This window comes from Dactylosporangium cerinum, assembly GCF_042653625.1.
GTDB classification, from domain to species: Bacteria; Actinomycetota; Actinomycetes; order Mycobacteriales; family Micromonosporaceae; genus Dactylosporangium; species Dactylosporangium cerinum.
In genome coordinates, this window is record NZ_JBHSIU010000041.1 from 814,939 (window position 1) to 838,379 (window position 23,441).

26 protein-coding genes and 3 pseudogenes are annotated in these 23,441 nt (G+C 67.5%); 7 read left to right on the forward strand and 22 right to left on the reverse strand.

The window, feature by feature from the left end:
* Nucleotides 1-26: 26 nt before the first annotated feature.
* On the forward strand, nt 27-173 hold the full coding sequence (locus ACFPIJ_RS32960; protein WP_380120942.1) for a Txe/YoeB family addiction module toxin: 147 nt from the start codon (nt 27-29) through the stop codon (nt 171-173).
* A gap of 118 nt (nt 174-291) precedes the next feature.
* Here ACFPIJ_RS32960 and ACFPIJ_RS32965 read toward each other — a convergent pair whose 3' ends face one another.
* The 4 genes from ACFPIJ_RS32965 to ACFPIJ_RS32980 form a co-directional block, all read right to left on the reverse strand.
* Nucleotides 292-927, reverse strand: coding sequence for a transposase (locus ACFPIJ_RS32965; protein ID WP_380120944.1), 636 nt, complete (start codon nt 925-927; stop codon nt 292-294).
* A 12-nt stretch (nt 928-939) separates the two neighbouring features.
* Nucleotides 940-1,335 carry an Imm1 family immunity protein gene (locus ACFPIJ_RS32970; protein ID WP_380120843.1) on the reverse strand — a complete coding sequence of 132 codons (396 nt, stop codon included), beginning with the start codon at nt 1,333-1,335 and terminating at the stop codon, nt 940-942.
* 243 nt (nt 1,336-1,578) lie between these two features.
* Nucleotides 1,579-2,217 (reverse strand): DUF2625 family protein, encoded by a 639-nt coding sequence (locus ACFPIJ_RS32975; RefSeq protein ID WP_380120844.1) that lies wholly within the window; start codon nt 2,215-2,217, stop codon nt 1,579-1,581.
* 363 nt (nt 2,218-2,580) lie between these two features.
* Nucleotides 2,581-4,359, reverse strand: coding sequence for a hypothetical protein (locus tag ACFPIJ_RS32980; RefSeq protein WP_380120846.1), 1,779 nt, complete (start codon nt 4,357-4,359; stop codon nt 2,581-2,583).
* A 293-nt stretch (nt 4,360-4,652) separates the two neighbouring features.
* Here ACFPIJ_RS32980 and ACFPIJ_RS32985 point away from each other — a divergent pair, with 293 nt between their 5' ends.
* Nucleotides 4,653-5,246: a hypothetical protein gene (locus ACFPIJ_RS32985; RefSeq protein ID WP_380120848.1), complete on the forward strand. Its 594-nt coding sequence runs from the start codon at nt 4,653-4,655 to the stop codon at nt 5,244-5,246.
* Between the two features lie 568 nt (nt 5,247-5,814).
* Entirely contained in the window at nt 5,815-9,456 is a 3,642-nt protein-coding gene (locus ACFPIJ_RS32990) for a LamG domain-containing protein (protein ID WP_380120850.1), read from the forward strand.
* A gap of 68 nt (nt 9,457-9,524) precedes the next feature.
* Here the strand turns inward: ACFPIJ_RS32990 and ACFPIJ_RS32995 are convergent, their stop codons facing one another.
* Together ACFPIJ_RS32995 and ACFPIJ_RS33000 are read right to left on the reverse strand one after the other, a co-directional pair.
* Nucleotides 9,525-9,794, reverse strand: a complete 270-nt coding sequence (locus ACFPIJ_RS32995; protein ID WP_380120852.1) for a hypothetical protein — start codon at nt 9,792-9,794, stop codon at nt 9,525-9,527.
* Between the two features lie 176 nt (nt 9,795-9,970).
* Complete coding sequence (locus ACFPIJ_RS33000) at nt 9,971-10,300, reverse strand: hypothetical protein (protein ID WP_380120855.1); 330 nt, start codon at nt 10,298-10,300, stop codon at nt 9,971-9,973.
* Between the two features lie 12 nt (nt 10,301-10,312).
* Here ACFPIJ_RS33000 and ACFPIJ_RS33005 point away from each other — a divergent pair, with 12 nt between their 5' ends.
* A complete protein-coding gene (locus ACFPIJ_RS33005) occupies nt 10,313-10,558 on the forward strand; it encodes a hypothetical protein (protein WP_380120857.1) in 246 nt (81 codons plus the stop codon).
* A gap of 167 nt (nt 10,559-10,725) precedes the next feature.
* Here the strand turns inward: ACFPIJ_RS33005 and ACFPIJ_RS33010 are convergent, their stop codons facing one another.
* The 5 genes and pseudogenes from ACFPIJ_RS33010 to ACFPIJ_RS33030 form a co-directional block, all read right to left on the reverse strand.
* A complete protein-coding gene (locus ACFPIJ_RS33010) occupies nt 10,726-10,890 on the reverse strand; it encodes a hypothetical protein (RefSeq protein WP_380120858.1) in 165 nt (54 codons plus the stop codon).
* Nucleotides 10,891-10,990: 100 nt separating this feature from the next.
* The gene (locus ACFPIJ_RS33015) at nt 10,991-11,125 is read right to left on the reverse strand and encodes a hypothetical protein (protein ID WP_380120951.1); all 135 of its coding nucleotides are present in this window, start codon (nt 11,123-11,125) and stop codon (nt 10,991-10,993) included.
* A 273-nt stretch (nt 11,126-11,398) separates the two neighbouring features.
* Entirely contained in the window at nt 11,399-11,890 is a 492-nt protein-coding gene (locus ACFPIJ_RS33020; RefSeq protein WP_380120860.1) for a hypothetical protein, read from the reverse strand.
* Nucleotides 11,891-12,138: 248 nt separating this feature from the next.
* Nucleotides 12,139-12,267: a hypothetical protein gene (locus tag ACFPIJ_RS33025; RefSeq protein WP_380120953.1), complete on the reverse strand. Its 129-nt coding sequence runs from the start codon at nt 12,265-12,267 to the stop codon at nt 12,139-12,141.
* 308 nt (nt 12,268-12,575) lie between these two features.
* Nucleotides 12,576-12,938 (reverse strand): annotated as a pseudogene (locus ACFPIJ_RS33030) (DDE-type integrase/transposase/recombinase); the annotation flags it as partial.
* On the opposite strand from ACFPIJ_RS33030, the gene ACFPIJ_RS33035 reads away from it, so the two are divergent.
* Nucleotides 12,925-13,248, forward strand: coding sequence for a DoxX family protein (locus tag ACFPIJ_RS33035; RefSeq protein WP_380120862.1), 324 nt, complete (start codon nt 12,925-12,927; stop codon nt 13,246-13,248). The pseudogene ACFPIJ_RS33030 and the gene ACFPIJ_RS33035 sit on opposite strands and share 14 nt — an antisense overlap.
* A 42-nt stretch (nt 13,249-13,290) precedes the next feature.
* Here ACFPIJ_RS33035 and ACFPIJ_RS33040 read toward each other — a convergent pair whose 3' ends face one another.
* The 5 genes and pseudogenes from ACFPIJ_RS33040 to ACFPIJ_RS33060 form a co-directional block, all read right to left on the reverse strand.
* Complete coding sequence (locus tag ACFPIJ_RS33040) at nt 13,291-13,536, reverse strand: hypothetical protein (RefSeq protein ID WP_380120864.1); 246 nt, start codon at nt 13,534-13,536, stop codon at nt 13,291-13,293.
* A 152-nt stretch (nt 13,537-13,688) separates the two neighbouring features.
* The gene (locus tag ACFPIJ_RS33045) at nt 13,689-14,012 is read right to left on the reverse strand and encodes a phosphoketolase family protein (protein ID WP_380120865.1); all 324 of its coding nucleotides are present in this window, start codon (nt 14,010-14,012) and stop codon (nt 13,689-13,691) included.
* Between the two features lie 35 nt (nt 14,013-14,047).
* Nucleotides 14,048-14,347, reverse strand: a pseudogene (locus ACFPIJ_RS33050) (phosphoketolase family protein); the annotation flags it as partial.
* 5 nt (nt 14,348-14,352) lie between these two features.
* Nucleotides 14,353-14,406, reverse strand: a pseudogene (locus ACFPIJ_RS33055) (hypothetical protein); the annotation flags it as partial.
* Nucleotides 14,407-14,534: 128 nt separating this feature from the next.
* A complete protein-coding gene (locus tag ACFPIJ_RS33060) occupies nt 14,535-14,804 on the reverse strand; it encodes a hypothetical protein (protein WP_380120867.1) in 270 nt (89 codons plus the stop codon).
* Here ACFPIJ_RS33060 and ACFPIJ_RS33065 point away from each other — a divergent pair.
* Together ACFPIJ_RS33065 and ACFPIJ_RS33070 are read left to right on the forward strand one after the other, a co-directional pair.
* Complete coding sequence (locus ACFPIJ_RS33065) at nt 14,791-15,159, forward strand: MTH938/NDUFAF3 family protein (RefSeq protein WP_380120869.1); 369 nt, start codon at nt 14,791-14,793, stop codon at nt 15,157-15,159. The genes ACFPIJ_RS33060 and ACFPIJ_RS33065 overlap by 14 nt on opposite strands.
* A 324-nt stretch (nt 15,160-15,483) precedes the next feature.
* Entirely contained in the window at nt 15,484-16,020 is a 537-nt protein-coding gene (locus ACFPIJ_RS33070) for a zinc-binding dehydrogenase (protein ID WP_380120871.1), read from the forward strand.
* Between the two features lie 404 nt (nt 16,021-16,424).
* Here the strand turns inward: ACFPIJ_RS33070 and ACFPIJ_RS33075 are convergent, their stop codons facing one another.
* The 6 genes from ACFPIJ_RS33075 to ACFPIJ_RS33100 form a co-directional block, all read right to left on the reverse strand.
* Nucleotides 16,425-16,889 carry a hypothetical protein gene (locus ACFPIJ_RS33075; RefSeq protein ID WP_380120874.1) on the reverse strand — a complete coding sequence of 155 codons (465 nt, stop codon included), beginning with the start codon at nt 16,887-16,889 and terminating at the stop codon, nt 16,425-16,427.
* 393 nt (nt 16,890-17,282) lie between these two features.
* On the reverse strand, nt 17,283-19,379 hold the full coding sequence (locus tag ACFPIJ_RS33080; protein ID WP_380120876.1) for an NPCBM/NEW2 domain-containing protein: 2,097 nt from the start codon (nt 19,377-19,379) through the stop codon (nt 17,283-17,285).
* A 46-nt stretch (nt 19,380-19,425) separates the two neighbouring features.
* A complete protein-coding gene (locus ACFPIJ_RS33085) occupies nt 19,426-19,602 on the reverse strand; it encodes a hypothetical protein (RefSeq protein ID WP_380120878.1) in 177 nt (58 codons plus the stop codon).
* Nucleotides 19,603-19,657: 55 nt separating this feature from the next.
* The gene (locus tag ACFPIJ_RS33090; protein WP_380120879.1) at nt 19,658-21,724 is read right to left on the reverse strand and encodes an alpha-galactosidase; all 2,067 of its coding nucleotides are present in this window, start codon (nt 21,722-21,724) and stop codon (nt 19,658-19,660) included.
* On the reverse strand, nt 21,721-22,545 hold the full coding sequence (locus ACFPIJ_RS33095; RefSeq protein ID WP_380120881.1) for a carbohydrate ABC transporter permease: 825 nt from the start codon (nt 22,543-22,545) through the stop codon (nt 21,721-21,723). The genes ACFPIJ_RS33090 and ACFPIJ_RS33095 overlap by 4 nt, the downstream gene beginning before the upstream one ends.
* Complete coding sequence (locus ACFPIJ_RS33100; protein WP_380120884.1) at nt 22,542-23,441, reverse strand: carbohydrate ABC transporter permease; 900 nt, start codon at nt 23,439-23,441, stop codon at nt 22,542-22,544. Before ACFPIJ_RS33100 ends, ACFPIJ_RS33095 begins: the two co-directional genes overlap by 4 nt.

Sequence of the window (23,441 nt, forward strand, 5' to 3'; positions counted from 1 at the left end):
CGAGCCGTCGCCCGCGAGCTCGACGAGTGCCCGCTGGTCGGGGCGGTCAAGGGCGGCGGCGCGGCAACTGGTCGGAGTTCTGGTCCCGGCGCATCGACCAGGAGCACCGCCTGGTGTACCGGATCGTCGACGACATGGTGCAGATCGTGCAGTGCCGCTACCACTATGAGTGACCGTTCGCCGGCCGACGCGATCGCCCCGGCGTGGGTTGAGGGGGTGTGGGTGGAGCGCAGCTCCGGCGACTGAATTCAACCGTGCCGCGCCCAGTAGCGGCAGCTCAGCAAGCCAACGCTACGGCCGCTGGTCGGCTCGTACCGATTGTCGGTGTGTGTCGATTCGGTACGGTTGGCCGTTTGGTCGCTTAGAGATCAGTTCAGAATGAGCTGGCGTAGGCAGATCACTGAGCAGGCAAGGCTGATCAGTGCTTCGTGGATGTCGGCGCGGCGTTCGGTGCGCAGGCGCAACTTTCTTGAACGCGTGTAGCCAGGCGATGGTGCGTTCGACGTACCAGCGGTGCTTGCCCAGCCCCGAACCGTGGCCGGTGTTGCGGCGGGCGATGTGCGGGACGATGCCGCGGGCTCGGACGAGGCGGCGGTACTTGTCGTGGTCGTAGCCGCGGTCGGCGTAGATGCGGCGCGGTCGTTGTCTGGGCCGGCCGCGCACGCCCCGGACCCGCGGGATCGCGTCGATGAGCGGCAGCAGTTGCGTGACGTCGTTTCGGTTGCCGCCGGTCAGCGTGACCGCGAGGGGGATTCCGGCGGCGTCGGTGATCACGGTGGTGCTTGCTGCCCAGCTGGCCCCGGTCGACCGGGCTCGGACCGGTGCGCTGCCCCCTTTGAGTGCACGCAGCTGCGACGAGTCGACGATCGCCGCGGACAGATCGAGGCGGCCGGCGGCACGCAGCTCGGCCAGGACCAGCTCGTGCAGCTGCGGACAGACCTACACCTCAACCCACTGCAACTGCGGTGACAGTCCGCCATGCTGGCAAAAGTAGCGGACTGCTTGAACAGCGTCCTCGATCGGCACCGCAGCGGACGGAGGAAACTCCGACCAGTGTCCGTAGTAGTAGAAGACCACGCCGTTGCCGTCTCGCGCCCACGAGGATCCCTGGCTGCTGAAGTACGGCGGATTCCCGGATGCCGCCACGTAGCTCAAGACTGAGACCTCACGGCCCAACCCGATGGACAGCGAGTCGCCTCCGTCAAGAGTCACCTCAGCGATCAGAGGCTGACATGCTGCGTCCCGCTCCACGTCCGCTAATGCTTGCCGAAGCTCGTCATCGCAGGTGACGACAACGCCAGCTTCGCCACTCCTCCACGTGATCTTCGCGCGCAAGCCTTCTCCCGGGAATAGCGATCACAGACTCGTAAGCCTACGGAACGCCCCGCGAGCCAACCAAGATCAATCACGCAGTTTGCGCCAGAGCCGAGTTTGGGCGCCACCTCTCGGCGAGGATCGGCTCACGTATTGTCGGCCCGTGTGCGGCTCACGCACGGTGGCGGGCAGCGAAGACAGGGCGCGCCATCTCTGCGGCATGTGTGGAAACGTGATGAAGCGCGCTCGCTCGCAGGGCCGTCCCTACGGGCTGGTGTTGGCCGCGCCGATAAGAGACATTGCCTCGGACATCGGGATGGGACGGCGGGATACCGCGTTGTGGTCCTTCCCTTCCCGGGTCCAGAGCGGCGGCAACACGTTGATGGCCTGGTCGAGGCGGCAGGCGGCGACTTCGTCAGCCCATCCCGGCCAGCGCAGCTCCTCGTAGAAGCCATTCATCGCACCACTGATCATGGCAGCGAGCCAGTCGCCGTAACCGCGCGCGGTGTCCTCCCACCGGAGGGTGTCCGGCGCCAGGTACCAGATCGTCGGCTTGCCGCTCGGGCCGGGCATCCAGGCGAACTGTCCTCCCAAGACGTCCTGCGCAACGACCAGTCGGCCGGCGACGCCCTCATTGATTTCGCCGAGGCTGGCGAGCAGATGTTGCTCACTCCCGGATCCGAGAACACGGAGCCATCCGTGATCCAGCACCAGACCGCCGCTGCGGTGAACTACGGCACCCAGCCAGGACCGCGTCGTCACCTGCACCTGGAGCAACTCCAGATCGGCGCGCCGAGTGTCAGCGTCGAGCACGACGACCGAATACGGTGCCGCGGCAATGACGGCCTCAATCTCGGGCCACGCCGGATCATCGGTGTCGAGCAGCTCGGTCAGCGAATACACGCCGGGATCCTACCGAGACCCAATGCGCACGCTCTTCGGCGCGACATCGCAGCGGCTCCGCAGCGCATGCCGCCGGGACGGCGTACGCAGCGTGACGATCACGCCGAGTCACAACGCCGACCGGCGGCATGAGCGGACGTGGGCATCGAAAGGTCAGGACGACTGGCGACCGGGCTCGCCGCGAGACCTGCAGTTGCATCAGCGCCGTCGTGTGCGCAGCGCCGCGAATCCTTTCTCGCTGACCTGCCAATCCCAAGTGGTTGGCACGGCCATGGGCATTTGGCTGCACGCCATTTCGCGCCGCTTGGCGCTCTGCTCTACCGTTTTACCGCAGTGCCTGATGGTTCAAACCAGTCTCGGATATTACGGCGTTGGCCAGACGACAACCCACAGCAATGCCAGTACGGCAAAGACCAATGCTAAGCGAAATATCCAAGTGGTGATCTGCGACATCCAGATCGGATGTCGGCGATCGTCGAACTGGCGCCCAACGACGGTGCCACGGTGCACAAATGGCTTCCAGTACTGTTCGACAAAAGACTGATTAAAATATTCACTGTGACTGAAGTCATGGAATCTGTCGTGGACCCCTGGCGTTCCAAAACCGAATGTCCCTGAGGGTCCGTAGCCGACAGTGAGGCTCGTTGCGAGGACTGGCCAAATGTCGCGACGTCCACATTCGTTAACCACCTGGAGAGCACTGTCGATGCGATCCCATCGGTAATTTCGGCGGATTATCGAGCCGCACAGGATCAGGCGCTGTGGTCGGAGTGTTGCAACCTCCCGAAGAAGTCGACTTATCGCGTAGGTTCCGAAGCTGTGTGCGATCACTGTTATGTCCCGATCCGGATGGGCGGAAATTGCCGCCTCAATCTTCCATCGCACAACTCTTATTGGGGCATTTCGAGTGAAGAAAGGAAACCAGAATCGAACTACATCGAGGTAGTCATACTTGACAGGTTCGACCACCGTATCGGGGAGTTGTCCCAGTGTTGACTTGACCATCTCTTGCCACTCGGCTTGCGTACGTATTCCATGCACAAGCAGGACAAGGCGCTTCCGGCCGGAGGTAACCTCGGCTTGTTGAGGATAGCTCGCCGAATCCGATATTTCGGAATTGAATACGCGTCTTAAGTATGGTAGGCAGTGGGTTCGCACAGCCTCCTCAAGTTCGTTCAAGTTTTGGTAAGCGATGCGCGGTAGTTTGTCAGGTCCGTAGGTCATTCGCTGCTTCGGCGTGCTGGTGACGACAAACGTCGGCGTCGCCGCACCTACGGCGAGACCAGTTTCGAACACGCAGGCGCCGGAGTTCTCCGAAAGATCTGCGATGACGAATCTCGCATTCCGGATCTTGTCGGCGATCTTGGAGTGGCCGTACGGCGCACCGCCCCATGGGTCCGATCCGTTTCGGCAAGTAAGGCCGGTCTCCTTCAACACTGTATGTGCAATGACTCTACGCTCGGGTTCCTTCTCGTAGCGGGAAATGATGAATACGAAAGCCGGGTTTCGCTGTGGTATGAAGCTGTTCGCAAAGCCAGTGACAACCGCTGCCAGCTCGCCCCCCAGAACTTCGTCTCGAATCGAGGGATCGTGCGGCAGCATTAGGGGCCTGTTGAGAAACATCGGGTTGCCGACATTAAGGGTGTCCGAACTGCGTATAAGATCTAGGTCGTAGGAGTTTGGAGAGACGTGGCTGACGGTCGCGGTCCGACGGGTCCCGCCGTCAGCCGAGCCAAAGCGTAACGTAACAGCTCCGGCTTCTTCCGTTCGGGCGATTGCAACGCCTTCCTCGCATATTAGAAGCACCGGAATGCCGTGTTGGATTGCTAGCAGCATTTCAACGAAGATATTCGGCGTCGTGGTCTGCAGCGAGTCGCGCTTGGGTAGAATCGCTACCATTCCCGAACAGTCGCCCAACACCTCGTCGACGCGGTCTCGAAAGTTTAGACCTCGGGGATGCGGGATCCTGCGATAGCCTTGATGATCGCCGACCAGCAAAAAACCATGCTCGTTCATGAGCTTGCGTGCCACGAACAAGTTCAATGCCTCATGCCTGGGCTGCCAGGAGCACGCCAGATAGATTGTGTGGCGATCCGTTTCGATCAAGGCTCCACCGATCCATTGTGCGTCGTAAGTGTCCAACTATCATGCATGCGCCGTCCCACATATTCCATAACCGCAGTGTCGAAGGTTCCCTCTTTTGGGGGAGTTGGGATCGGTCGATCGGTTTGACCTTTGGTGTCGGCGTCGTCGATAGTGGTGGCCTTTCGGCCCTTGGCGGAGGCTTTCAGATCAATATGACGGTGGCCAGTGCCCGCGGGCAGCTGAGCGTTGTCCTGAGGCTGCGGATCAGCACGCGGATTCGGCCCGTACCGTTACAGGCACCACCATCAACATGACCGCCGGCGCCGTGGGGACCTGATCCGGCGCAATCCATGGGGGACGACGCGTCACTGACGATCTCAACGCCACCAACGCCGGACGCCGCGCCCACCAGGCTCGCGATGCTCGCCGCCATCGGCGTGATCGCCGCGGCGGCGAGCGGCGCATGGGCCTGGACTCGAAACCCGGGCAAGCACCGGACGTTGCCGGACATGTGCGCCGGGGTCGCGGCCGGCGTCCCCGGCGCCGTGCCCGGCTCGTGCGCCTGGTCGGCCGGCGGCACGTCGTTCACCGTCACGAGCACCCTGTTCCAACGCACGCGGTTGCGCGACGCGGCCGAACGGGCCGAGGCCCAGTTCCGCGACGAGCGACAGGGTGCGATCAACCGCTCCACGGATTCGGGTTGGCCGAAGGCGTACCGGGAGATGCCGGGGATCGCCGACGAGGCGTTCTGCCTCGAGCAGTACGACGGCCGCGCCTACTTCGTCCACTGCAGGGTCCGCGACAACAACGCGATCCTGGACCTCACCGCCGGGTGGGACGACAGCACCGGACCGGCGGACAGGCGGGACGCCGTCGCGCAGGCCCTGACGACGTTCGCGCCGACGGCGCAGCGCCTCATGACCGACCTGGTGGGTCGCCTTTGACGCGACCTACCAGGTCGCCGTCCAATCGGGAACCTGGACCCACCCCGCCAGCCACGACGTCCCTCCCAGGTCCGCCGCTACACCGCCCTGACCCGCCACCTCGTGTTGAGCCATGCAGACCAGACATGCACCCTCCCCGTGAAAGCGTCCGTCGATGACCGCATGCGTTTGTCACGTCCTATGGACGTGCGATTCGCACGGGGGTGTCGACGCCATTGATCCCCCCTCAACGAATCGATACGCGGTCATACGGCAGGGCCAGCGCATCCGTCTCGCAATGGCCGTGTCATACCTCAACTATTCGGCAATTCCGCGTCGCCCGCCTTGCCCGCAGACCGGCCGACGGCACTGGTGAGCCGAAGAGTAGAGGGACAGTAGCCGCTGAGTAGAAGGCTAGCGTACACAGGAGGCAGCGCGCTTTTGTCGGAATCGAACCGTTAGTCATCACGATACCTATATATCCATCGGGGATTGCCGCCCACCGATTGCTGCCCTACGCTCTGCGGCGTTTGATTTCTTCGAACGGGGGCTGTCCATGATCACGTCCATTTTAGGGCGTTCCATTCGCGTGCACATAATCGCGGTATCGACGCTCCTGGCCGGCCTACTGGTCACGGCCGGTGCAGCATCGACCCCGGCGGCCGCGGCACCGCCGTGCTCCGCCGGCAAGCCCGACGAACGGGCCGCCGCCGCGGCGGCCAAAGCCTGCGGAGGCCGGGTCGAGGTCCTCTCCGGCCGCAGCGAATACACCCAGGTCTTCGCCAACGCCGACGGCACCTCCACCTTCACGTCAAGCGCGGTACCGGCCCGCGTCCACCGTACCGACGGATCCTGGGCTGCGGTCGACACCAACCTGCGCGCCCGGCCCGACGGCTCACCGGCACCCATCGCGGCGGTGTCGGACGTGGTGTTCTCCGCCGGCGGCACCGGCCCGTTCGTCACCTACCGCGCCGGCGGGTCGACGCTGTCGCTGGCGCTGTCCCGGTCGCTGCCGACGCCGGCGCCGGTGGCGCTGCCGGCGCCGCTGATCGACGGTTCGTCGGCGGTGTACCGCAACGTGCTGCCCGACATCGACCTGCGGGCGACGGCCACCCCGACCGGGTTCACCCACGTGCTCGTCGTGAAGACCGCGGCGGCCGCGGCGAACCCGGAGCTGGCGAGCATCCGCTACGACGTCGGCGGCGACGCGCTGGCCCGCACGGCGACGGGTGGGCGGGTGGCGTTCCGCAACCAGGCCGGCCGCACGATCGCGGTCGCGTCCGAGGCATTCATGTGGGACTCCACCGTCAACCCCGGCGCCGGCGGCGAGATCCAGGCCAGCGCGGCGCAACTGTCGGCGCTGCGGCAGGCACCGACGGCCGAGCTGGTGTCGACAGAGCACCGGCCCGGGGCGACGGCCCGCACCGCATCCATCGCGGTCTCCGCCGACGCCGACGGTCGTGCCGTGCTGCTGCGTCCCGACACCGCTCTGCTGCGCAGCTCGACCGCCACGTTCCCGCTGTTCATCGACCCGCAGATCGGGCCGACGGACACCAAATGGGCGTACACGCGGTCGCTGGACGCCGACTACGGCCCCAACGACAAGGCGCGGGTGGGCTACAACCCGCCTACCTACGGCGGTGACGGCAGGCTCTACCGCGGCTTCTTCGAGTTTCCCACCACCTACGGGGGACAGACGTACAAAGGCAAACACGTCACTGCCGCGTCGTTCTCCATCGAACTCTGGCACTCCTACGCCTGCACCGACACCCCCACCAGCCTCTTCCGGGCCGCCACCATCAACGTCGGCAACGGCGGACGCATGAGCTGGGGATCGCACCCCCTCGGCGCCGGCTCCCCCTACCTCGCCACCGCATACGGCCACGCCAACAAAGCCGGCGGCTGCACCACCGGCCAACCCGACATGCTCATGACCTTCGGCAGCGAAACCATGCGCGCCGACGTACAAACCGCCGCCACCCAGGGCTGGGAGATCTACACCGTCGGCCTGTGCGCCTGCGACTCCAACGGCGCCAACGAATCCGCCGACAGTCGGTGGAAGAAGTTCTACGTCGACTACCGCACCACCATGAGCATCACCTACAACACGGTCCCGGGCACTCCTGCGAACCTCTCGCCGCACCAGGGCCAGGTCGCCTGCGGCGGTTTCGTCGGCACGAACACGCCGGTGCTGCAGGCGCAGTACGTCGACGCCGACGGCGCGGACACGCTCAGCTCGACCTTCCAGTGGCAGCAGCTGCCGTCCGGGGGCGTGACGACCCTTGCCGGACCGGCAAAGCCCGCCAACAACAACGGTGCCGTGACGGTCAGCCTCGGTGCTGCCGCGGAAGGCAAGCAGTACCAGTTCCGCGTGCAGACCAATGACGGCACCGACACATCACCCTGGTCACCGTGGTGCACGTTCACCGTCGACACGACGGCACCACCCGCACCGGTGGTGACCCCGGTGGCGTCGGGCTCGGCACCGGTGTACACCGGCTGCGACCCGGGCAACATGGGCGCCTGCACCCCGCGGGGCGGTGCGGGGGTCGGGGGCGCCTTCCAGTTCAGCGAGCCCGCCGGCCCGGATGGTCAGGACGTCGTCAAGTACGTCTACGGCTGGGACGCGCCATCGGAGAACGTGACAGTGGCACCGGGTGCGGCCTCGCCGACCATCATGCTGACGCCTCCGCACTACGGCATCAACAAGCTCACCGTGTCCAGTGTGGACGGATCGGGCCGCACCAGTCCGACCACCGTCTACAACATCCTGGTCGGCGCCCCGTCGGCGCCGCTGGCGCACTGGCCCCTGGACAGCATCAACGGCCACGGCTTCACCGATCAAGTCTCCGGCGGGGCGCTGACCACGACCGGCGTGAGCTGGACGCCCGGCGCACGGTACGTCGGCGCCAACGCGGCGACGTTCGCCGGCACCAGCAGCCAGGCCACCCAGCAGGTGCCGGCCCTGGACACGTCCGGCTCGTTCAGCATCGCGGTGTGGGTCAAGACGGCGCCGCCGTGGTGTACGTCCGGGAACTACAGCGTCATGTCGATGGACGCGAGCCCTGTCGCCGCCGACAACCACGCCAGCGCGTTCGCGGTCAACTTCGACTGCCAGCTCAAGGCGTACCGCTTGCAGGTGGCCGACCGGAACGTGCCGACGCCCTCGCACGTCAACGTGACGTCGGCCGCCAACTCTGCGGTGCCGGGCCGATGGACGCTGCTGGTCGGCACGTACGACGACGCGCAGAACCAGACCAGCCTGTGGGTCGACGGTGTGCAGGTCGGCACCACGGCCGTGCCGCCCGCGTGGGCGACGGCGCACGACGCCACCCCCCGCGCGACCGGTCCTGTCGTCCTGGGCCGGCACCGCTGGCAAGACCTCTCCGCCGGCTATTTCCAAGGTGAGATCGCCGACGCGAGGGTCTGGAACCGGGTACTGGTCGCCGACGACATCAACGGCACGAACGCCGACGCGGCCAAGGGTGTCCCGGCGCGGGCCGGCCTGACGCGGCCACTGGAGGTGGGTTCGTGGCAGTTCCCCGACGGCGAGTGCTACTGCGGCGACAGCCCGGACGGGTCGGTGTTCAGCCGCAAGTCGACCCTGGTGCCGAACTGGACCCTCGACCCGGCCTGGAACGGGGATCCGGCCACCACCCCGGGGTGGCTCACCAACGATTCGCACGACGGCAACGGCGGTGTCAGGTTCAACGGCGGCTTCTCCTCCACCCGTGACGACAAGGGCACGCAGAGCACCGCCGACGACGTCGACCGGCCGGTGCTGCGCACCGGCGACTCGATGACGTTCACCGCCTGGGCGAAGCTCGACACGATCACCAACGCCGACCAGGGCGTGGTCACCCAAGGGCCGTTCATCCTGATGTACCGCGGGTGGGACCACCGGTGGGGCCTCACCATGTTCCAACCCAACGGGTCCGGCGGATTCGTCGGCATCGAGTCCAACTCCGACACCGCCTCCGTCACCGGCGAATGGGTCCATCTGGCGGGCGTGTTCAACGCGGCGACCGGCGACATCCAGCTGTACGTCAACGGCGTGCGGCAGGCCTACGCGGGGCACGGCGCCTACGGCGACACCACCCCGGCCAGCCTGCTGATCGGCAACAAGTCGACCAATCCACTGTGGACCTTCCACGGCACGATCGACGACGTCCACGTGTATCAGGGCGTGCTCAACGATCGGGAGATCGCCAACAGCTACGCCGGCATCTGACCTTCCTCCTCCCCCCCAGAGCGCGGGCCCGCCAGCATCATCGGCGGGCCCGCGCTCGCCTGCGACGGTCAGCCCTGTTTCGGGGTGAAGGCCGCGGCGTGCTCGCGGATGAAGGCGGTCACGCGTACAACGAAAAGACAGAGCGTCGCCCTGTCTGGCTCGTACACTCGGTTCTCGGCCGTGACGTGCGGTTTTTGTACGGAGTTCGCCCGGTCGACCGGGAACTGCGGGATCTGGTGCTGCGTCTGTCCGCGGAGAACCCGACCTGGGGCCATCGCCGCGTGCAAGGTGAACTGGCTCGGCTGGGCCACCGGATCGCGGCCGGACGGTATGCCCACGATCAAGCTGTGCAGCCGAGCGCGCGATGTCCGTGAACGCGCACCACGTGTGGTCCCCAACTGGTCCCCCGTCCGGCACACGGTTTAGGAACGGAGACGCGCTCGGACGGAACCGAGTCGCTGACCTCGCCCTATGTCATCTGAGGATCGAGCCTCGCCAAGGTCATGACAGGCATTTACCGTGCGGCCGACGCGATGACCGCCCGACAGCACCCACCATCGACGGCTGTTGCCACTGGATCCTGACCGTCAGAGGCAACCAGCCCAGCCTGCAGCAGCAACTGGCCAGCCTGCCCTGGCGACTCGTTCCTGTCGCCGACCGCACCACCGATCGCGATCACGGCCGCCGAGAGATCCGCACCCTGAAAGATCCTGTCCGTCTCCACCGGCATCGACTTCCCCACGCAGCCCAGGCGATACAGATCCGGCGCCGCCGACGCCGGCTCGACGAACCTCGACGCTTCACCACCGAGACCGTCTACGCGATCGCCGATCTCCTTGCCCACCAAGCGAAACCGATGCACCTGGCCGACTGGATCCGCGGCCACTGGTCCATCGAGACCAAAATCCACCGGGTCCGCGACGTCACCCACGACAAAGACCGCTCCCAGATCCGAACCGGCACCGGCCCGCACGTCATGGCCGCCCTCCGCCTCGCCGGCGCCACCAACATCGCCGCCGCCAACCGCCACCACGCCCGCAACCCCGACAGGGCACTGGTCCTACTCGGCATCAACGAACGGCTTTGCCGGGGCCCTGCATAATGACTCCTTCGAGGATTTGATCGGGAATGCGGGACATTCTGGTCAGCTGGAGAACGGCTCGATGACGAAGCGGCCGTAGGCGACGAAGACGGCGATCGCGAAGTACGCGGCATCGCCCGCCACGAGCTTGACCTGGCCGAGCCGGCCGCGTGTGATCATCGCGCCGGTCAGGAGCAGGACCCACCGTCCAACGACCGGCCAACCGTCCAGCCCAGCCGCCCGCTGACACCGATACGCCCGTGCTCGTCCTCGACCGGGAGCAGGATCTTGCTCAGCACGACGCTCGTCGTGCGGTCCTCGTCGGGGAATGGCGGAGAATCGGTTTCCGTCATGCCAACCCGTGCAACGTCCTGCCGAACCTGTCGGGCTCGCAAAGGCGGCGTTGCGTTGCGGGGATCGGCGGACGCGGTTGACCCGTGTCCGGGTCATCGGTCAGATCGCGTGGGCGAGTTCGTTGAACCGCAGATACCAACGCACCGCCACGACGATCACCTCCGGTGGGAACCGGAACCCAGCGAACGCCGACTTCGGAGGCAGCCACGGGCGACGAGGGGTCGACAGCTTCACCGGTCAAGCGTGCCAACGCTCAATGCAACGGAGCCCCCACGCAATCTGACCGCGGACCCGATACGGTTCAACGCCGTCCGTCGATCCCACAACGGCGCCCTCGCACCGTCTCGACGATCGTGGTCGCACTCAACGCCCAGCTGCTGCGCCGGGTCCAACTGGCGCCGACGCGGTGAACCACGATGGATGGCACAACGGGGACGGACCCCACACCACGACAGATGCCGCCGGGCAGATGGCGGAGCACCAGCCCGGCGGCATCGACGAAGTCTGTTATCCCAGGTAGGTGACGGTCGTGCCGCAGTAGCTCGGTGGCAGGGTGTGCACCGGATTGCGGCACACCTGGACCGTCAGTCGGGTAAGGACCGAGGTGGTGGTGCTGGTGCCGCCGAGGGTGAACTGGAATCTCTTGACGCCGTTGTCGACCGTCACCGTCTTGGAGCCGACGACGGCGCTGCCGCTGTACGCGGTGAAGATTGCCGTGCTGGAGTAGTCGTCGGGGGCGCAGCCCGGTGTGGAGCTGGCGACGATTGGCCGGTCGACGACCTCGCCGCTGACATCAACCGCGAAGGGCGCGACGGGTCCAGGCGTGCGCCACAGGAGGGTTCCTTTGGTGCTCCCGTGGGGGCAGGTGTCGAAGGAGCTCGTGGAGTCGGCGTAGAAGGGCTGGGGCGGTGCGATATCGGCGCTGGCGGGCGCCGCGGACAGGGTGAGAGCCGTGAGTGTCGCGGCGGTGGCGGCCAGTGCGCCACGGATGATTCTCATGTGCCGTCCTTGTCTCGGGGGTGACCGTGCGAGCACGGGCTTACAGGAAGCGACATATGGGAATGTATCAAATCTCCGCGTGGGTCATGAAGGACGATGTGGCGGGCCCGAACGGGTCCGATGCGTTGAGCGTTGCCCAGGTCGGGCAGGCTTGAACGGTGAAGCTCGATGTCCTGCGCGGCGAAGACGGCGTCGAACGCTGGGGGCGAACTTCGCGTTGCGGTCACGGACCAGGAACCGAAACCGGGTCATACGGTCACCAGGGTCCAGCACCAGATTGCGGCCTGCTGGCTGGTCCAGGCGGCGGTCGGGTGCGCGGTAACACCGAGGATGTGCACCCGCCGCGTGCTGATCTCCACGACAAGCAGCACGTACAACTGCCGCAATGTGATGGTGTCGATGTGGAAGAAGTCGGTCGCCAGCAGCCCGGATGCCTGGGCCCGCAGGAACGTCCGCCAACTGGTGGGCGCCGATGCGTTGTTCGATCGGATGACGCGGCGAGTCCGATTCTCTGCCGGCTCAGATGGCCCCGGCGAGCTCGGTGAACGCTGCGGCGACGCGGAGCCCGCGCGGGGCGTCGAGACGGAGTTCGTAGGGCCCGCGTCTGAGGTTCTGCATGAACGCGTCCAGCGACGATCGTCTGTGCGGTCCGTTCGGTGCGTAAGCCGCGCATCGGTCTAGCCGGTGCTTCAGCTGGCCGCGATCGGCCTCGATCCGGTTGTTGGCATGGCGTTCGACGTGGTGCCACGCCGACGGCACCAGCTCGTCGAGGACGGCCGGGGTACACCGGTGCCGCGTCGGTGACGACCTCGCTCGGTGTGACCTTCAGCGTGGCCAGCGCCCGGCGGAAGAACCGGCGTGCCGCGGCGGCGTCGCGGCGGGCGGAGACGAGCACGTCGATGACCTGGCCGTCCTGGTCGACAGCGCGATACACGTACCGCCAGACACCGTTGACCTTGACGTAGGTTTCGTCGACGAACCATCTGTCACCGGGCGCATGCCGGCAGAACCGGGCCGCGTCGGCCAGCAGCGGCGTGCATCGTTGCACCCTATCCAAGGAAAAGCTCGCCGCGCAGCCAGGCGGCGAATGGACCCACAGCGTCAGCGCCGGGTTCCTCAAGACCCTCGGTTGCCTGGAACTGCTGTCCGTCGTCGGCCTGATTCTGCCCGCAGTGCTCGACATCGCACCGGTCATGGTGCCGGTCACCGCCGTGTGCTGGGTCCTGCTCCTGACCGGCGCGATGATCACACGCGGCCGGCTCGGCCAGGTCAAGCTCGTGGCGGGCGATGCCGCGTACTTCGCGATCGCCGTCTTCGTCGCCTACGGCCGCTTCGTCATCGAGCCGTTCTCCAGCTGACCAGAATGTCCCGCATTCCCGATCAAATCCTCGAAGGAGTCATTATGCAGGGCCCCGGCAAAGCCGTTCGTTGATGCCGAGTAGGACCAGTGCCCTGTCGGGGTTGCGGGCGTGGTGGCGGTTGGCGGCGGCGATGTTGGTGGCGCCGGCGAGGCGGAGGGCGGCCATGACGTGCCGGCCGGTGCCGGTTCGGATCTGGGAGCGGTCTTTGTCGTGGGTGACGTCGCGGACCCGGTGGGTTTTGGTCTCGATGGACCAGTGGCCGCGGATCCAGTCGGCCAGGTGCATCGGTTTCGCTTGGTGGGCAAGGAGATCGGCGATCGCGTAGACGGTCTCGGTGGTGAAGCGTCGAGGTTCGTCGAGCCGGCGTCGGCGGCGCCGGATCTGTATCGCCTGGGCTGCGTGGGGAAGTCGATGCCGGTGGAGACGGACAGGATCTTTCAGGGTGCGGATCTCTCGGCGGCCGTGACCGCGATCGGTGCTGTGGCGGCACGGACCGGCCGGAAGGTCACGCTCGTGCCGATCAGGGCACGGCGGGCGAGCCACGCGGCGGCGGTCGCACCGGTTTCGCATTCGCCGTCGCCGATGAGCGGCACGACGAGCCTGGTTGGGGCGTCCAGGGCCATGCCCTGCGCGACGGCGAGGGCGGGACCAAACTGACCGCCGGTGTATCGAACGCCCGGAATGAGTGGGGTGATCTCGCTGCCGAACCGTCGGGATCCGGAAATCCGGTCACGAGGGTTGTCAGGCTCTGCCGCGACCACGGGACGTCTGATCGACCGTCCAGTGGCAGCGCGCCGCTGAGGTAGGCATAGGCGAGCGCGGCCGGCGCCGCGTGGCCTGCTCCGTGCACGACGATGAGCTCCGCGCCGGGCGGCTGATGCGCGATGAGGGGTGCGAGCTGGGCGAGGATCGCGTTGACCGGTGGGCAGACGCCCCAATGACCACGTGGTTGCGGCTTGACGTCGGCCCGGTCCAGCGGCCGTTCGACGCGGACGTTACCAGCGTCGGTTGGGCCAGGTCGGCCGGCTCGGGCGCTCTGACGCGTAACGCGGCCAGAGCGTCGCGGGTCTGGCTCTTCACCGTCGACACCGAGCAACGCATCGCCTCGGCGGTGGCCGTCTCGGTCAGGTCCTCGAAGTACCGCAGCACCAGCACCGCCCGCTGCCGGGGGCCAGCTTCGCCAGCGCGGCCTGGACCGCGAGCGCCGTGGTCACGGTGTCCGCAGCGTCGGGCACGGGGCGCTCCGGCGGCCGCTCGGCGAGCTGCACGGCGTCGTCGTTGCGCTACAACCCGTCGGCCGTCAACCGCCGGCAGTGGCTGATCGACCAGGGGGTACTACGGACCGACAGGCTGTCCGGCGTCGTCGGCCAAATCCGCTGACAGGCGCGCTCGGCGGTGCGCCCGGCGTAGCGGATCGCCTCGACCGGGTCGGTGATGACGAACCGTTCGCTGACCAACTCGTCGAACTGAGGGAAGTACGCTGGTAGGGACGCGGCGCGAGTGGCGAGCCGCCTTCCGGCGCCGCAGTGGAGGTGAATGATGAAGCCTCGCATCGACGGGACCAGGTTCGGTTCGATCACGGTCAGGGGAACCGTTTTCAGGCACGACGTCATCATCCGGCCCGACGGCCAGGTAAAGAAGCGGAAGAAGAAGCTCTCGAAGGCCGTCTACGGCACGTCACACATGATCTCGCGGCAAGAGGCCAAATATGCGTACAAACAGGCGGCCGGCGTACGCCGCTTGATCGTGGGCAGCGGCCAGGATGGCAACGTGGAGCTCTCTCCCAAGGCGGCCGCCTACCTGAAGCGAAGGAAATGCCGGGTGGTGCTGCTGCCCACGCCCAAGGTGATCAACGTGTGGAACCGAACGAACGGTACAGCGGTCGGCCTGTTCCACGTGACCTGCTGAGCGCTTCCATCGGCAAGCTCGGTCCATCGTGCGACCCGACGCTGGGCGCCCCGTCGGACGCCGAACGGTAACGCTCGCGCAGGGTCTCCGGCACGGCGATCGGACACCCGGACACCCAGCTGGTGGGCCGCCATCGAGCCCCACACGAGCGCCACATGGACGTCGATCCGCAATGCAAGGTTCGCGGCGGCTTCGGCGACCGCCGGAAGGATCCTGCAGCCAGGCCACCTGCCACCTGCCACCGCCGGATCGACATCCACCCGGAAGGGCTTGCACCTTACGAGGCGCGGCGGCTTGCGCGGGTGATCACTTCCTCGGTCGTGAGTGGGCTCTTGTGGTAGCTCAGGCACAGCGGGGTCCGGATCTTCTCGAACGAGCCGCCTTCAACCGCGGAATAGAACTGGCCCGTCCGTAGCCGAGAGATGTCCGGCACGTCGCCGCCCTTGGCTTGGGCCCCTACCGCGGGTTGAAAAGCTGCGGGACGCGGGCAAGCTCGGGCCGGGCCGCACGGTCGCCATCACCGGCATCGGCGGCCTGGGCACCTACGCGGTCCAGTACGCCCGGCTGTTCGCGGGCGGATCGACGGTGATCGCACTCGGTCGCACTGACAGCAAGCTGGACGTCGCGGTGGACAACGGCGCACACCACGGGATCAACACCAGGGACAAGTCCGTCGAGGCAATCCAGGACGAGTTCGCGAAACTCACCGGCCGACGCACAGTCGACGCGATCCTGGACGGCGCGGGCGCCAAGGCATCGGTCTCGCTGGTGTTCGATCTGCTGGGTGTGGAAGCACAGGTGTCGGCGTCACAGGTCATCTGGTCGCACTTGTGCGGGGTTCGAAGACCTGTGCGTATCTGATCGAGGCACCGGCGGCTCGGATGGTTTGGTGCTGGACCTGGGTTGGCCGGGGCGGTGGGTGACCGAGTGGCGGCTGGATGGTTCGGACGTCGGTTGCCCGGTACGGGGCCTGATGGCGATCGATAGTTGGCTCCGTGGGGAGGTGCTGGTGGCTTGTTGCGGCAGTCGGGCGTTGCGCTGTTGGGCGGAGAGGTCCATTCAGATCTCGATGATGTACCAGGTGCGGGGGTCGTGGAACTGCATCCACATCCTGTTGTCTCGGCATGTTGTCCTGCGTGCCCCGGTGCCTGGTCGGTTCCCGTCGGGCAGGAGCAGCGGTGCGGTTGTGGTGGCTTCTACGGGGCCGTCGTTGATGCGGGCGAAGGTCACCTCGCCGGGTGCGAGCCGGCGGCGTCAGCCGTGCATCAGTATTGGCCGGTGTAACAAGACGAATTGACTCGGTAGCAATCGGCGTACCCGACGATTTCGTGGTCAACGTCTCGCACGTAGACCGTGACATCGGTGATCCCGCCGGAGACCGCGCTTCCGTCCAGCGTCACGTTGCCGATCGTCTGCCAACCACCCGTGGTTCCGCCGCAGCGGTCCCAACCCTTGGCGTCCACGACCAAGTTCCCTTGCGATCCGATCACCGAAAGCTTTCCGCACTCGCCCGCCTTGACATAGAACTTCAGCGATGTGACCGTGACGGACCGGCTGTACCAGCTGAGACCTCCGGTGGCCTGGACGGCGACAGCACCCGCCCCGCCGGAATGCACCGCCTTGGCGACGAAGCTGGTCGGGGAGGCGTTGGCGGCGGAACTCCACCCGAATACGGAAACGGCGAGCATGCCGACCGCGATTCCTGCCTGCAGCATCCGTCGTCTGAGCATGGCATCTCCTTGCGGGTGTTCGTCGCGACCCGTGGGCGTACGACACAGCGGGTTGGATCGCGTCCGAGACTATCAACGAACTTCAGTCGGTACGCCGCCGCCCTGTGGGCGGTTGTCTGGTGTCCACGTTGGCGGTCATGGCCCTGAGGATGCCTGGTAGGGCACCGTTGCATTGAGCGTCGGCAAGATCCAGGCAGACTGAGCAGTGAAGTCATCGACCCGACCTGATCCGTGGCAGCCTGCGAAGTCGGCGTCGTACCACTACACAACGCCGTCGCCGCGATCGAATCCCTCCGCCGCGCCGATGTCATGAAGATCCTCGTCGAGCTCGCCGGTGAACGAACCGGACGGTCGCACCCAGGTGAACCGTCACCTGGGTGCGACTGTCCCGGTTCAGCAGCTGGCGTTCAGGCCGATCCAGTTGGCACGGTCGTTGTAGCCGCCGTCGCCTCCGTCGCCCACCACCAGGTCGAGCACCCGGACGTTGGTCAGATCGACGTCAATCTGGCGGGTGTCGTCACGGGTCAGCAGCCCACTGTCGAACAGGACCCGGCCATCGCCGATCACCTGGAAGGTCGCGGTCGCGCCCTCCGGTCCAACGTTGCGGACCGCGTCGTCGATGCCGACCATCGCGGTCAGCCGGCGGCACTGACTGCCCAGGTAGTAACGGACCGTGGAGGGCGACGCGACCCCGAGGCCCGTCGGGTACACCTGGCCGAGCACACTCAGCGGCGACCAGCCGCCGACGCTGAGATCGATCGTCGGGCTCATCCAGCCGCTGGTGGCACTGATCCACGCGTGGTGCGACAGCGCGGCCTCACCGTCGGGCGGCGCCGGCGCGACCACCACCGCCGAGACCGTGGTCTGTGTCAACCGCCCGTGTCCCATCACGTCGTACGACGTGGTGGCGGTCATCCTGGCCTCGCCGGTGGCCGCGGTGGACGGGGGCGTCACCGCGAAGGCGAAGGTGGCGGCGCTGCCGCGCGGCAGGACTGTCGGTGCGCCGCTGAGTGGTTTGACCGTCCAGCCGGCGGGGGTGGCCAGCCTTACCTTCGGCGCGAAGACCGGCAGCGTGCCGTCGTTGCGTACGGCGACCTCGACCCGCGCCTCGTCACCGCCGGCAAGCACCGGCGCGGTGCCGTCCGGAGTTGGGACGGCGTCAACCTTCGTGATCTGCGGGAGGCCGGCGGTCACGTGCGGGATACCGGGCACGCCGCGGGCCGGGCCGACCCGGAACAGCGCCGCGCCGTGGGCCGCGACGGCCGCGCTGACGGTGCCGGCGCTCTCGGTAACCTGGTTGGTCCATGCGTTCTTCAGGGTGAACCGCGACCCGGAGAGGCCGACCGAGGAAGCCGTCGTGGTCAGGATCTTCGGGCCGTCGCCGCGGTTGAGCAGCACCACGGCCCGGTCGCCGTTGGCCAGCCGCTTCACCCACGTCTCCGTCGCGCCGGCGGGGCCGACCCGGACAGCCTGGACACCGGCGGGGTCCTGGTCGATTGCCAGCACGTCGGGGTCGGAGAGCGTGTCGATGGAGGTCTGGCTGAGCTTACGGACATCGCTGCCGATCACCAGCGGCGCGGCGGCCATGGACCACAGCGTCATCTGGGTGCGGAACTCCTCATCGGTCATCCCGAGCTCAGGGCCCAGGTAGTCCGGGTCGTTGAAGTGACCGGGTCCGGCGACCTCGGGGTGCCGCGCATTCGCGTCGTAGTTGCGCAGCACGTCCTTGAACTTGATGTCATACACGAAGCCGACGTCGGTGTAGGTCCGCCAGGACTGCGCGATCGCCGGCGCATAGGTCCAGGAGTACGTCGACTGCTGCTGCGGCGGGTAGTTGCCCCAGTCCGGCGAGGTCACCGGGTTACACAGGTTGAAGATGATCGGCCGGTGGCTGGCGTTGTTCCGCAGCGCCCGCGCGAACTCGGTGAAGACGGTCTTCGGGTCCAGGTTGGCGGCGATCCCGCAGAGGAAGTCCACCTTCACCGCGTCGAACTCCCAGGCGGCGAACTGGTCCGCGTCGCGCTGGTAGTAGCCGCCGCTGCCAATTCCGCACCGGCCGGGGATGTACGGTCCGGCGTCGGTGTAGATGCCGGCCTTCAGGCCCTTGGCGTGGATGTAGTCGACCAGCGGCTTCAGCCCGTTCGGGAAGCGGGTCCGGTCGGGCTGCAGTTCGCCGGCGGCGGTGCGCGGCTCCGGGTCCTGCCAGCCGCCGTCGAGCCAGACGATGTCATAGCCGGCCCGAGCCAGGCCGCGCGAGACCAGGGCGTCGGCGACCCCCTTGACCGACTCCTCGGAGAAGTCGCCGCCGAGGCCGAAGTAGGTGTTCCAGCCTTGGTACGGCGTCGGGCTGAGCACCTGCTGAGGTGCTGGCTCCGTGCCGGCGACAGTGCCGGCGACAGTGTCGGCCGCTGGGCCGGCGTTGGCGGGTGCGGGCACGATCAGCAGACCGGCCGTGAGGGCGAGCAGGGCGGGGAGCACGTGTCGTTTCACGTCGAATTCCTTTGCTGCCGGGGAATTGGGCGGACGCCGTGACGGGCTACTTGCCGGGCTTGTACTTGTCGGAGGCCTGCTGCCGCAGCTCCAGGTAGCGCTTCAGGCCGGCGCCGTCGAGATCCTGCACGAAGGCGTCCCAGTCGGTGTCGTGGACTTGGGATCGGTGCTGAACGCCAGGTGAGTGCGTCGCTGGGCCGAGGACGGTCAGGGCATGGGTCATCGATCAGATCAGGCGCATAGCGGTGCTCCTGTCCTGCTTCACAAGGGGTTGGTGGTCAGGCGCGGCGCAGGACGACCACCTCGGCGTCGTGCGTCGCGGTCCACTGCACGGGCAGTCCCACGGCGGCGAGGTGGCTGCCCGAGTAGAGATGTTCACCGGCCCGGTAACGTGCTTGCGGTGACAGGCCGCGCAGTGGCAGCCGGACCGGCCGGGACGGTAGCAGGCCGGCGCCGTCCAGGCGGCCGGTGTGCCAGGCGAGCACCACGACGGTGCGCTCGTCCGGGGCGAGGTACTGCACCGCGCACCGGACTCGGTCCGGTCCGCCGATGAGGTGCACAGTGCCGTGCATGACGATGTCGCGGATTTCCTTGTAGCGGGCGATCCAGCGGGCCGCCTCGGCGCGCTGCTCGGCGGTCCAGTGCCGGATGTCGGCGCCGATGCCGAGGACGCCGGCCATCGCGAGCACGAACCGGAACGCGAGCGTGCGCGGGCGGGGGTCGAACAGCCCGGGCGCGTCGGTCACCCAGGAGCTGAGCAGGTGTGGTGCGTTGGCGTGCAGGAAGCCGTGCTGAATGGCGAGGCGGTCCAGCGGGCCGGTGTTGTCGCTGGGCCAGAACACGTCGGCGCGGGCCGCCATGCCGAGGTCGGTACGCGCGCCGCCGCCGGCGCACGCCTCGATCAGCACCTGCGGGTGGTCGCGACGCAGCCGTTCGTAGATGCGGTACAGGTTGGTCACGTGGGCGCCGTCGAGATCGAGCACGCCGGTGGCGCCCGGCCGGCCCGGCTCGGTCCGCGGCCGGTTGAAGTCCCATTTCAGGTAGTCGATGTCATGTTCGCGCAGCAGTCCGTCCACAGTGGAGTGCACGAATTCGGCCACCTCCGGCCGGCCCAGGTCGAGCAGGTACTGGTTGCGTACCGCGGTGAGCGGGCGGCCGCCGACGGCATACACCCAGTCCGGGTGTTCGGCATACAGCCGGGAGCGCGGGTTGACGCACTCCGGCTCGACCCACAGCCCGAACTTGAGGCCCAGCGCCCGCACGTCGCCGATGAACGCGTCGAACCCGGCGGGGAACTTGGCCGGGTCGGGCGTCCAGTCGCCGAGGCCGGCGGTGTCGTCGCCGCGGCCGGTGAACCAGCCGTCGTCGACGACGAACGTCTCCACCCCGATCTCGGCCGCGATCCGGGCCAGCGCGAGCTGGCTGTCCGCGTCGACGGCGAAGTAGGTGGCCTCCCACGAGTTGTAGAGCACCGGCCGTGGCGCGAGCCGGTCGCCGGCGAGCAGGCGCTGGTACCGGTGCCAGACCTGGGCCAGCCCGCCCAGCCCGCCGGCGCTGTATGCCCCGGCGGCGACCGGTAGCGTCAGCCGCTGGCCGGGCGCGAGCTCCAGGGGGCCGTCGACAAGCCGCCGGCCGGCCCGGATCCGGGTCAGGCCGCCGGTGTCGCGCTCCGCCTCGATCTGCCACGATCCGGTCCAGGCCAGGGCGACGCCCCAGACCGGGCCGTCGTCGGCCTGATCGGTGATCGCGAGCCACGGCACGTACAGATGACCGGGGACGCCCTGCGCGCTGCCGACGGCGAACGCGCCGTGGGCGAGGTCGACGCGGTCGAGCTGGAACTCCTGCGCCCACTGTCCCCACTGGTAGCTGATCCGGGCACCATGCGGGGTCGGCACGCAGAACCCTGCCGAGCCGGCCCGCGCCAGCCGCAGCGGCTCCGGGCCGTCGTTGGTCAGCTCGACCCAGCGCTCCACCACGTCGGTGCCGGCCGGGATCCGGTAGTGCAGCACGGCCCGCAGCCCGTTGACCGGGTCGGCGAACGTGACCTCCAGTTGCTGGCCATGGGCCGCGGCCTCGGTGAACTGGAACGCGGAGCGTGTCTCCACCACGAGGTCGGCGCCGGCGAACGGCCGGTCGGTCTCGGTGGCGTATTCGACCGGGGCGGCGTCGCCCTTGGTGAGGAACGGCACCGGGCCGTCGTATCCGACCGGCGACGGCCCGTCGGAGACTCCGTGCGGGCCCCACGCGACCAGTTCCAGCCAGCGGCCGTGGTCCGGCACGGCCACGGTGTATTCGGTGCGGGTGCCCCGCAGGGTCCATCGCCGGGTAACGTGACCGTCCCTCATTTGACGGCTCCGATCGCGAGGCCGGACACGAAATGCCGCTGGAATCGCAGGAAGACCGCGACTGTCGGTACCGCCGCGATGACTGTGCCGGCGGCGATGACGCTCCACGACGAGACGAACTGGCCCTGCAGGCCCAGTAGCGCCGGGGTGACCGGCATCTTGTCGTCGGTACGCAGCACGGTGATCGCCCACAGCAGGTCGTTGAAGATCCAGGTGAACGACAGCGCGCCGAGCGCGGCGAGCGCCGGGCGGGTCAGCGGCAGGATCACCCGGGCGAAGATCTGGCCCGGCCCGGCCCCGTCGATGGTGGCCGCCTCCTGGATCTCGCCCGGCAGATCGCGCATGAAGCCGTGCAGCACGAACGTGTAGAAGCCGAGGCCGAAGCCGACCTGCACCGCGATCAGCGCGTAGAGCGTGTCGTAGAGGCCGGTCAGCTCGCTGAACTTGGCCACCGGGATGAGCAGGATCTGCGGCGGGAGGAGGTTACCGGCGAGCATCAGCAGCAGGATCGTGCGACGGCCGGGGATTCGGTACCGGCTGAGCGCGAACGCCGCGCCCGCGGCCAGGATCAGGCTGAGCGCGACCGAGGGCACGGTCACGAGCATGCTGTTGATCAGGGCCCGCAGTTCGCCGCCATCGGTCCACGCCTGGCGGTAGGTGTCCAGCGTGAACGAGCGCGGCAGGGAGCCGACCCCGTTCGCGGCGATGTCATCGAAGGTCCGCGTCGACATGACGACGACCCAGAGGATCGGGGCCAACCACAGCAGGGAGAGCAGCACCATGCCTGTGTGGAACGCCCCGGTGCGCAGCATGCGGATCATGCGTTCTCCTCCCTGAACGCGCGCACGAGGTAGCCGAGGATGACCGCCAGCGCGAGCACGAAGATCACCACGGCGATCGCGGACGCGTAGCCCAGCCGCAGGCTCTGGAACGCGGTCGAGTACATGTAGGTGCTCAGCAGCTCGGAGGAGTGGTATGGGCCGCCGCGGGTGAGCGACCAGACGATGTCGAAGGAGCGCAGCGAGTCGATCACGATGACCGACAGCACGACCGCGTTGACGCCCTTGAGCTGCGGGACGGTCACGTTCCACAACCGCTGCCAGGCGGTGGCGCCGTCGACCCGGGCGGCCTCGTGCAGCGCCGGGTCGATGGCCTTCAGGCCGGCCAGGTAGAGCACCATCACGTAGCCGATCTGCCGCCACAGCGCCGGCAGGATCACCGCGTAGAGCGCGGTGTCCGGGTCGGCGAGCCACGGCCGGATCAGCTGCTCCAGCCCGACGCCGCGCAGGATCGTGTCGGCGAGACCGTCGGGTTGGTAGAAGACCCGCCAGACGAGCGCGGTGACGACCAGTGAGAACACCACCGGCGTGAAGAGCGCCGCCCGGTAGAAGCCGACGCCGCGCCGGTCGCGTTGCAGGAGCAGCGCCATCCCGAAGCCGCCGGCGACCGACAGCCCGCCGAAGAGCACCAGCCAGATGACGGTGTTCAGCAGGGCGCCGCGGAACGTCGGGTCACCGGCCAGCTCGGTGTAGTTGTCGATGCCGACGAAGCGTGGCGGCGTCATGCCGTCCCAGCGGGTGAAGGAGAACCAGAACCCTTGCAGCGCGGGCCAGAACACCCAGACGCTCTCGACCGCGAAGGGCACCAGGACGAAGGCCACCAGCAGCGGCGACAGCCGGGGCCGTCGCCGCCGGGGTGTGGTATCGATTGCCGTCAC

Coding starts and splice junctions, on each gene's coding strand:
- ACFPIJ_RS32985 (WP_380120848.1), top strand. CDS start 4,653: ATGGGGGACGACGCGTCACTGACGATCTCAACGCCACCAACGCCGGAC.
- ACFPIJ_RS33005 (WP_380120857.1), top strand. CDS start 10,313: ATGCACCTGGCCGACTGGATCCGCGGCCACTGGTCCATCGAGACCAAA.
- ACFPIJ_RS33010 (WP_380120858.1), bottom strand. CDS start 10,890: ATGACGGAAACCGATTCTCCGCCATTCCCCGACGAGGACCGCACGACG.
- ACFPIJ_RS33020 (WP_380120860.1), bottom strand. CDS start 11,890: ATGAGAATCATCCGTGGCGCACTGGCCGCCACCGCCGCGACACTCACG.
- ACFPIJ_RS33040 (WP_380120864.1), bottom strand. CDS start 13,536: ATGCACCTGGCCGACTGGATCCGCGGCCACTGGTCCATCGAGACCAAA.
- ACFPIJ_RS33065 (WP_380120869.1), top strand. CDS start 14,791: ATGAAGCCTCGCATCGACGGGACCAGGTTCGGTTCGATCACGGTCAGG.
- ACFPIJ_RS33060 (WP_380120867.1), bottom strand. CDS start 14,804: ATGCGAGGCTTCATCATTCACCTCCACTGCGGCGCCGGAAGGCGGCTC.
- ACFPIJ_RS33075 (WP_380120874.1), bottom strand. CDS start 16,889: ATGCTCAGACGACGGATGCTGCAGGCAGGAATCGCGGTCGGCATGCTC.
- ACFPIJ_RS33085 (WP_380120878.1), bottom strand. CDS start 19,602: ATGACCCATGCCCTGACCGTCCTCGGCCCAGCGACGCACTCACCTGGC.
- ACFPIJ_RS33090 (WP_380120879.1), bottom strand. CDS start 21,724: ATGAGGGACGGTCACGTTACCCGGCGATGGACCCTGCGGGGCACCCGC.
- ACFPIJ_RS33095 (WP_380120881.1), bottom strand. CDS start 22,545: ATGATCCGCATGCTGCGCACCGGGGCGTTCCACACAGGCATGGTGCTG.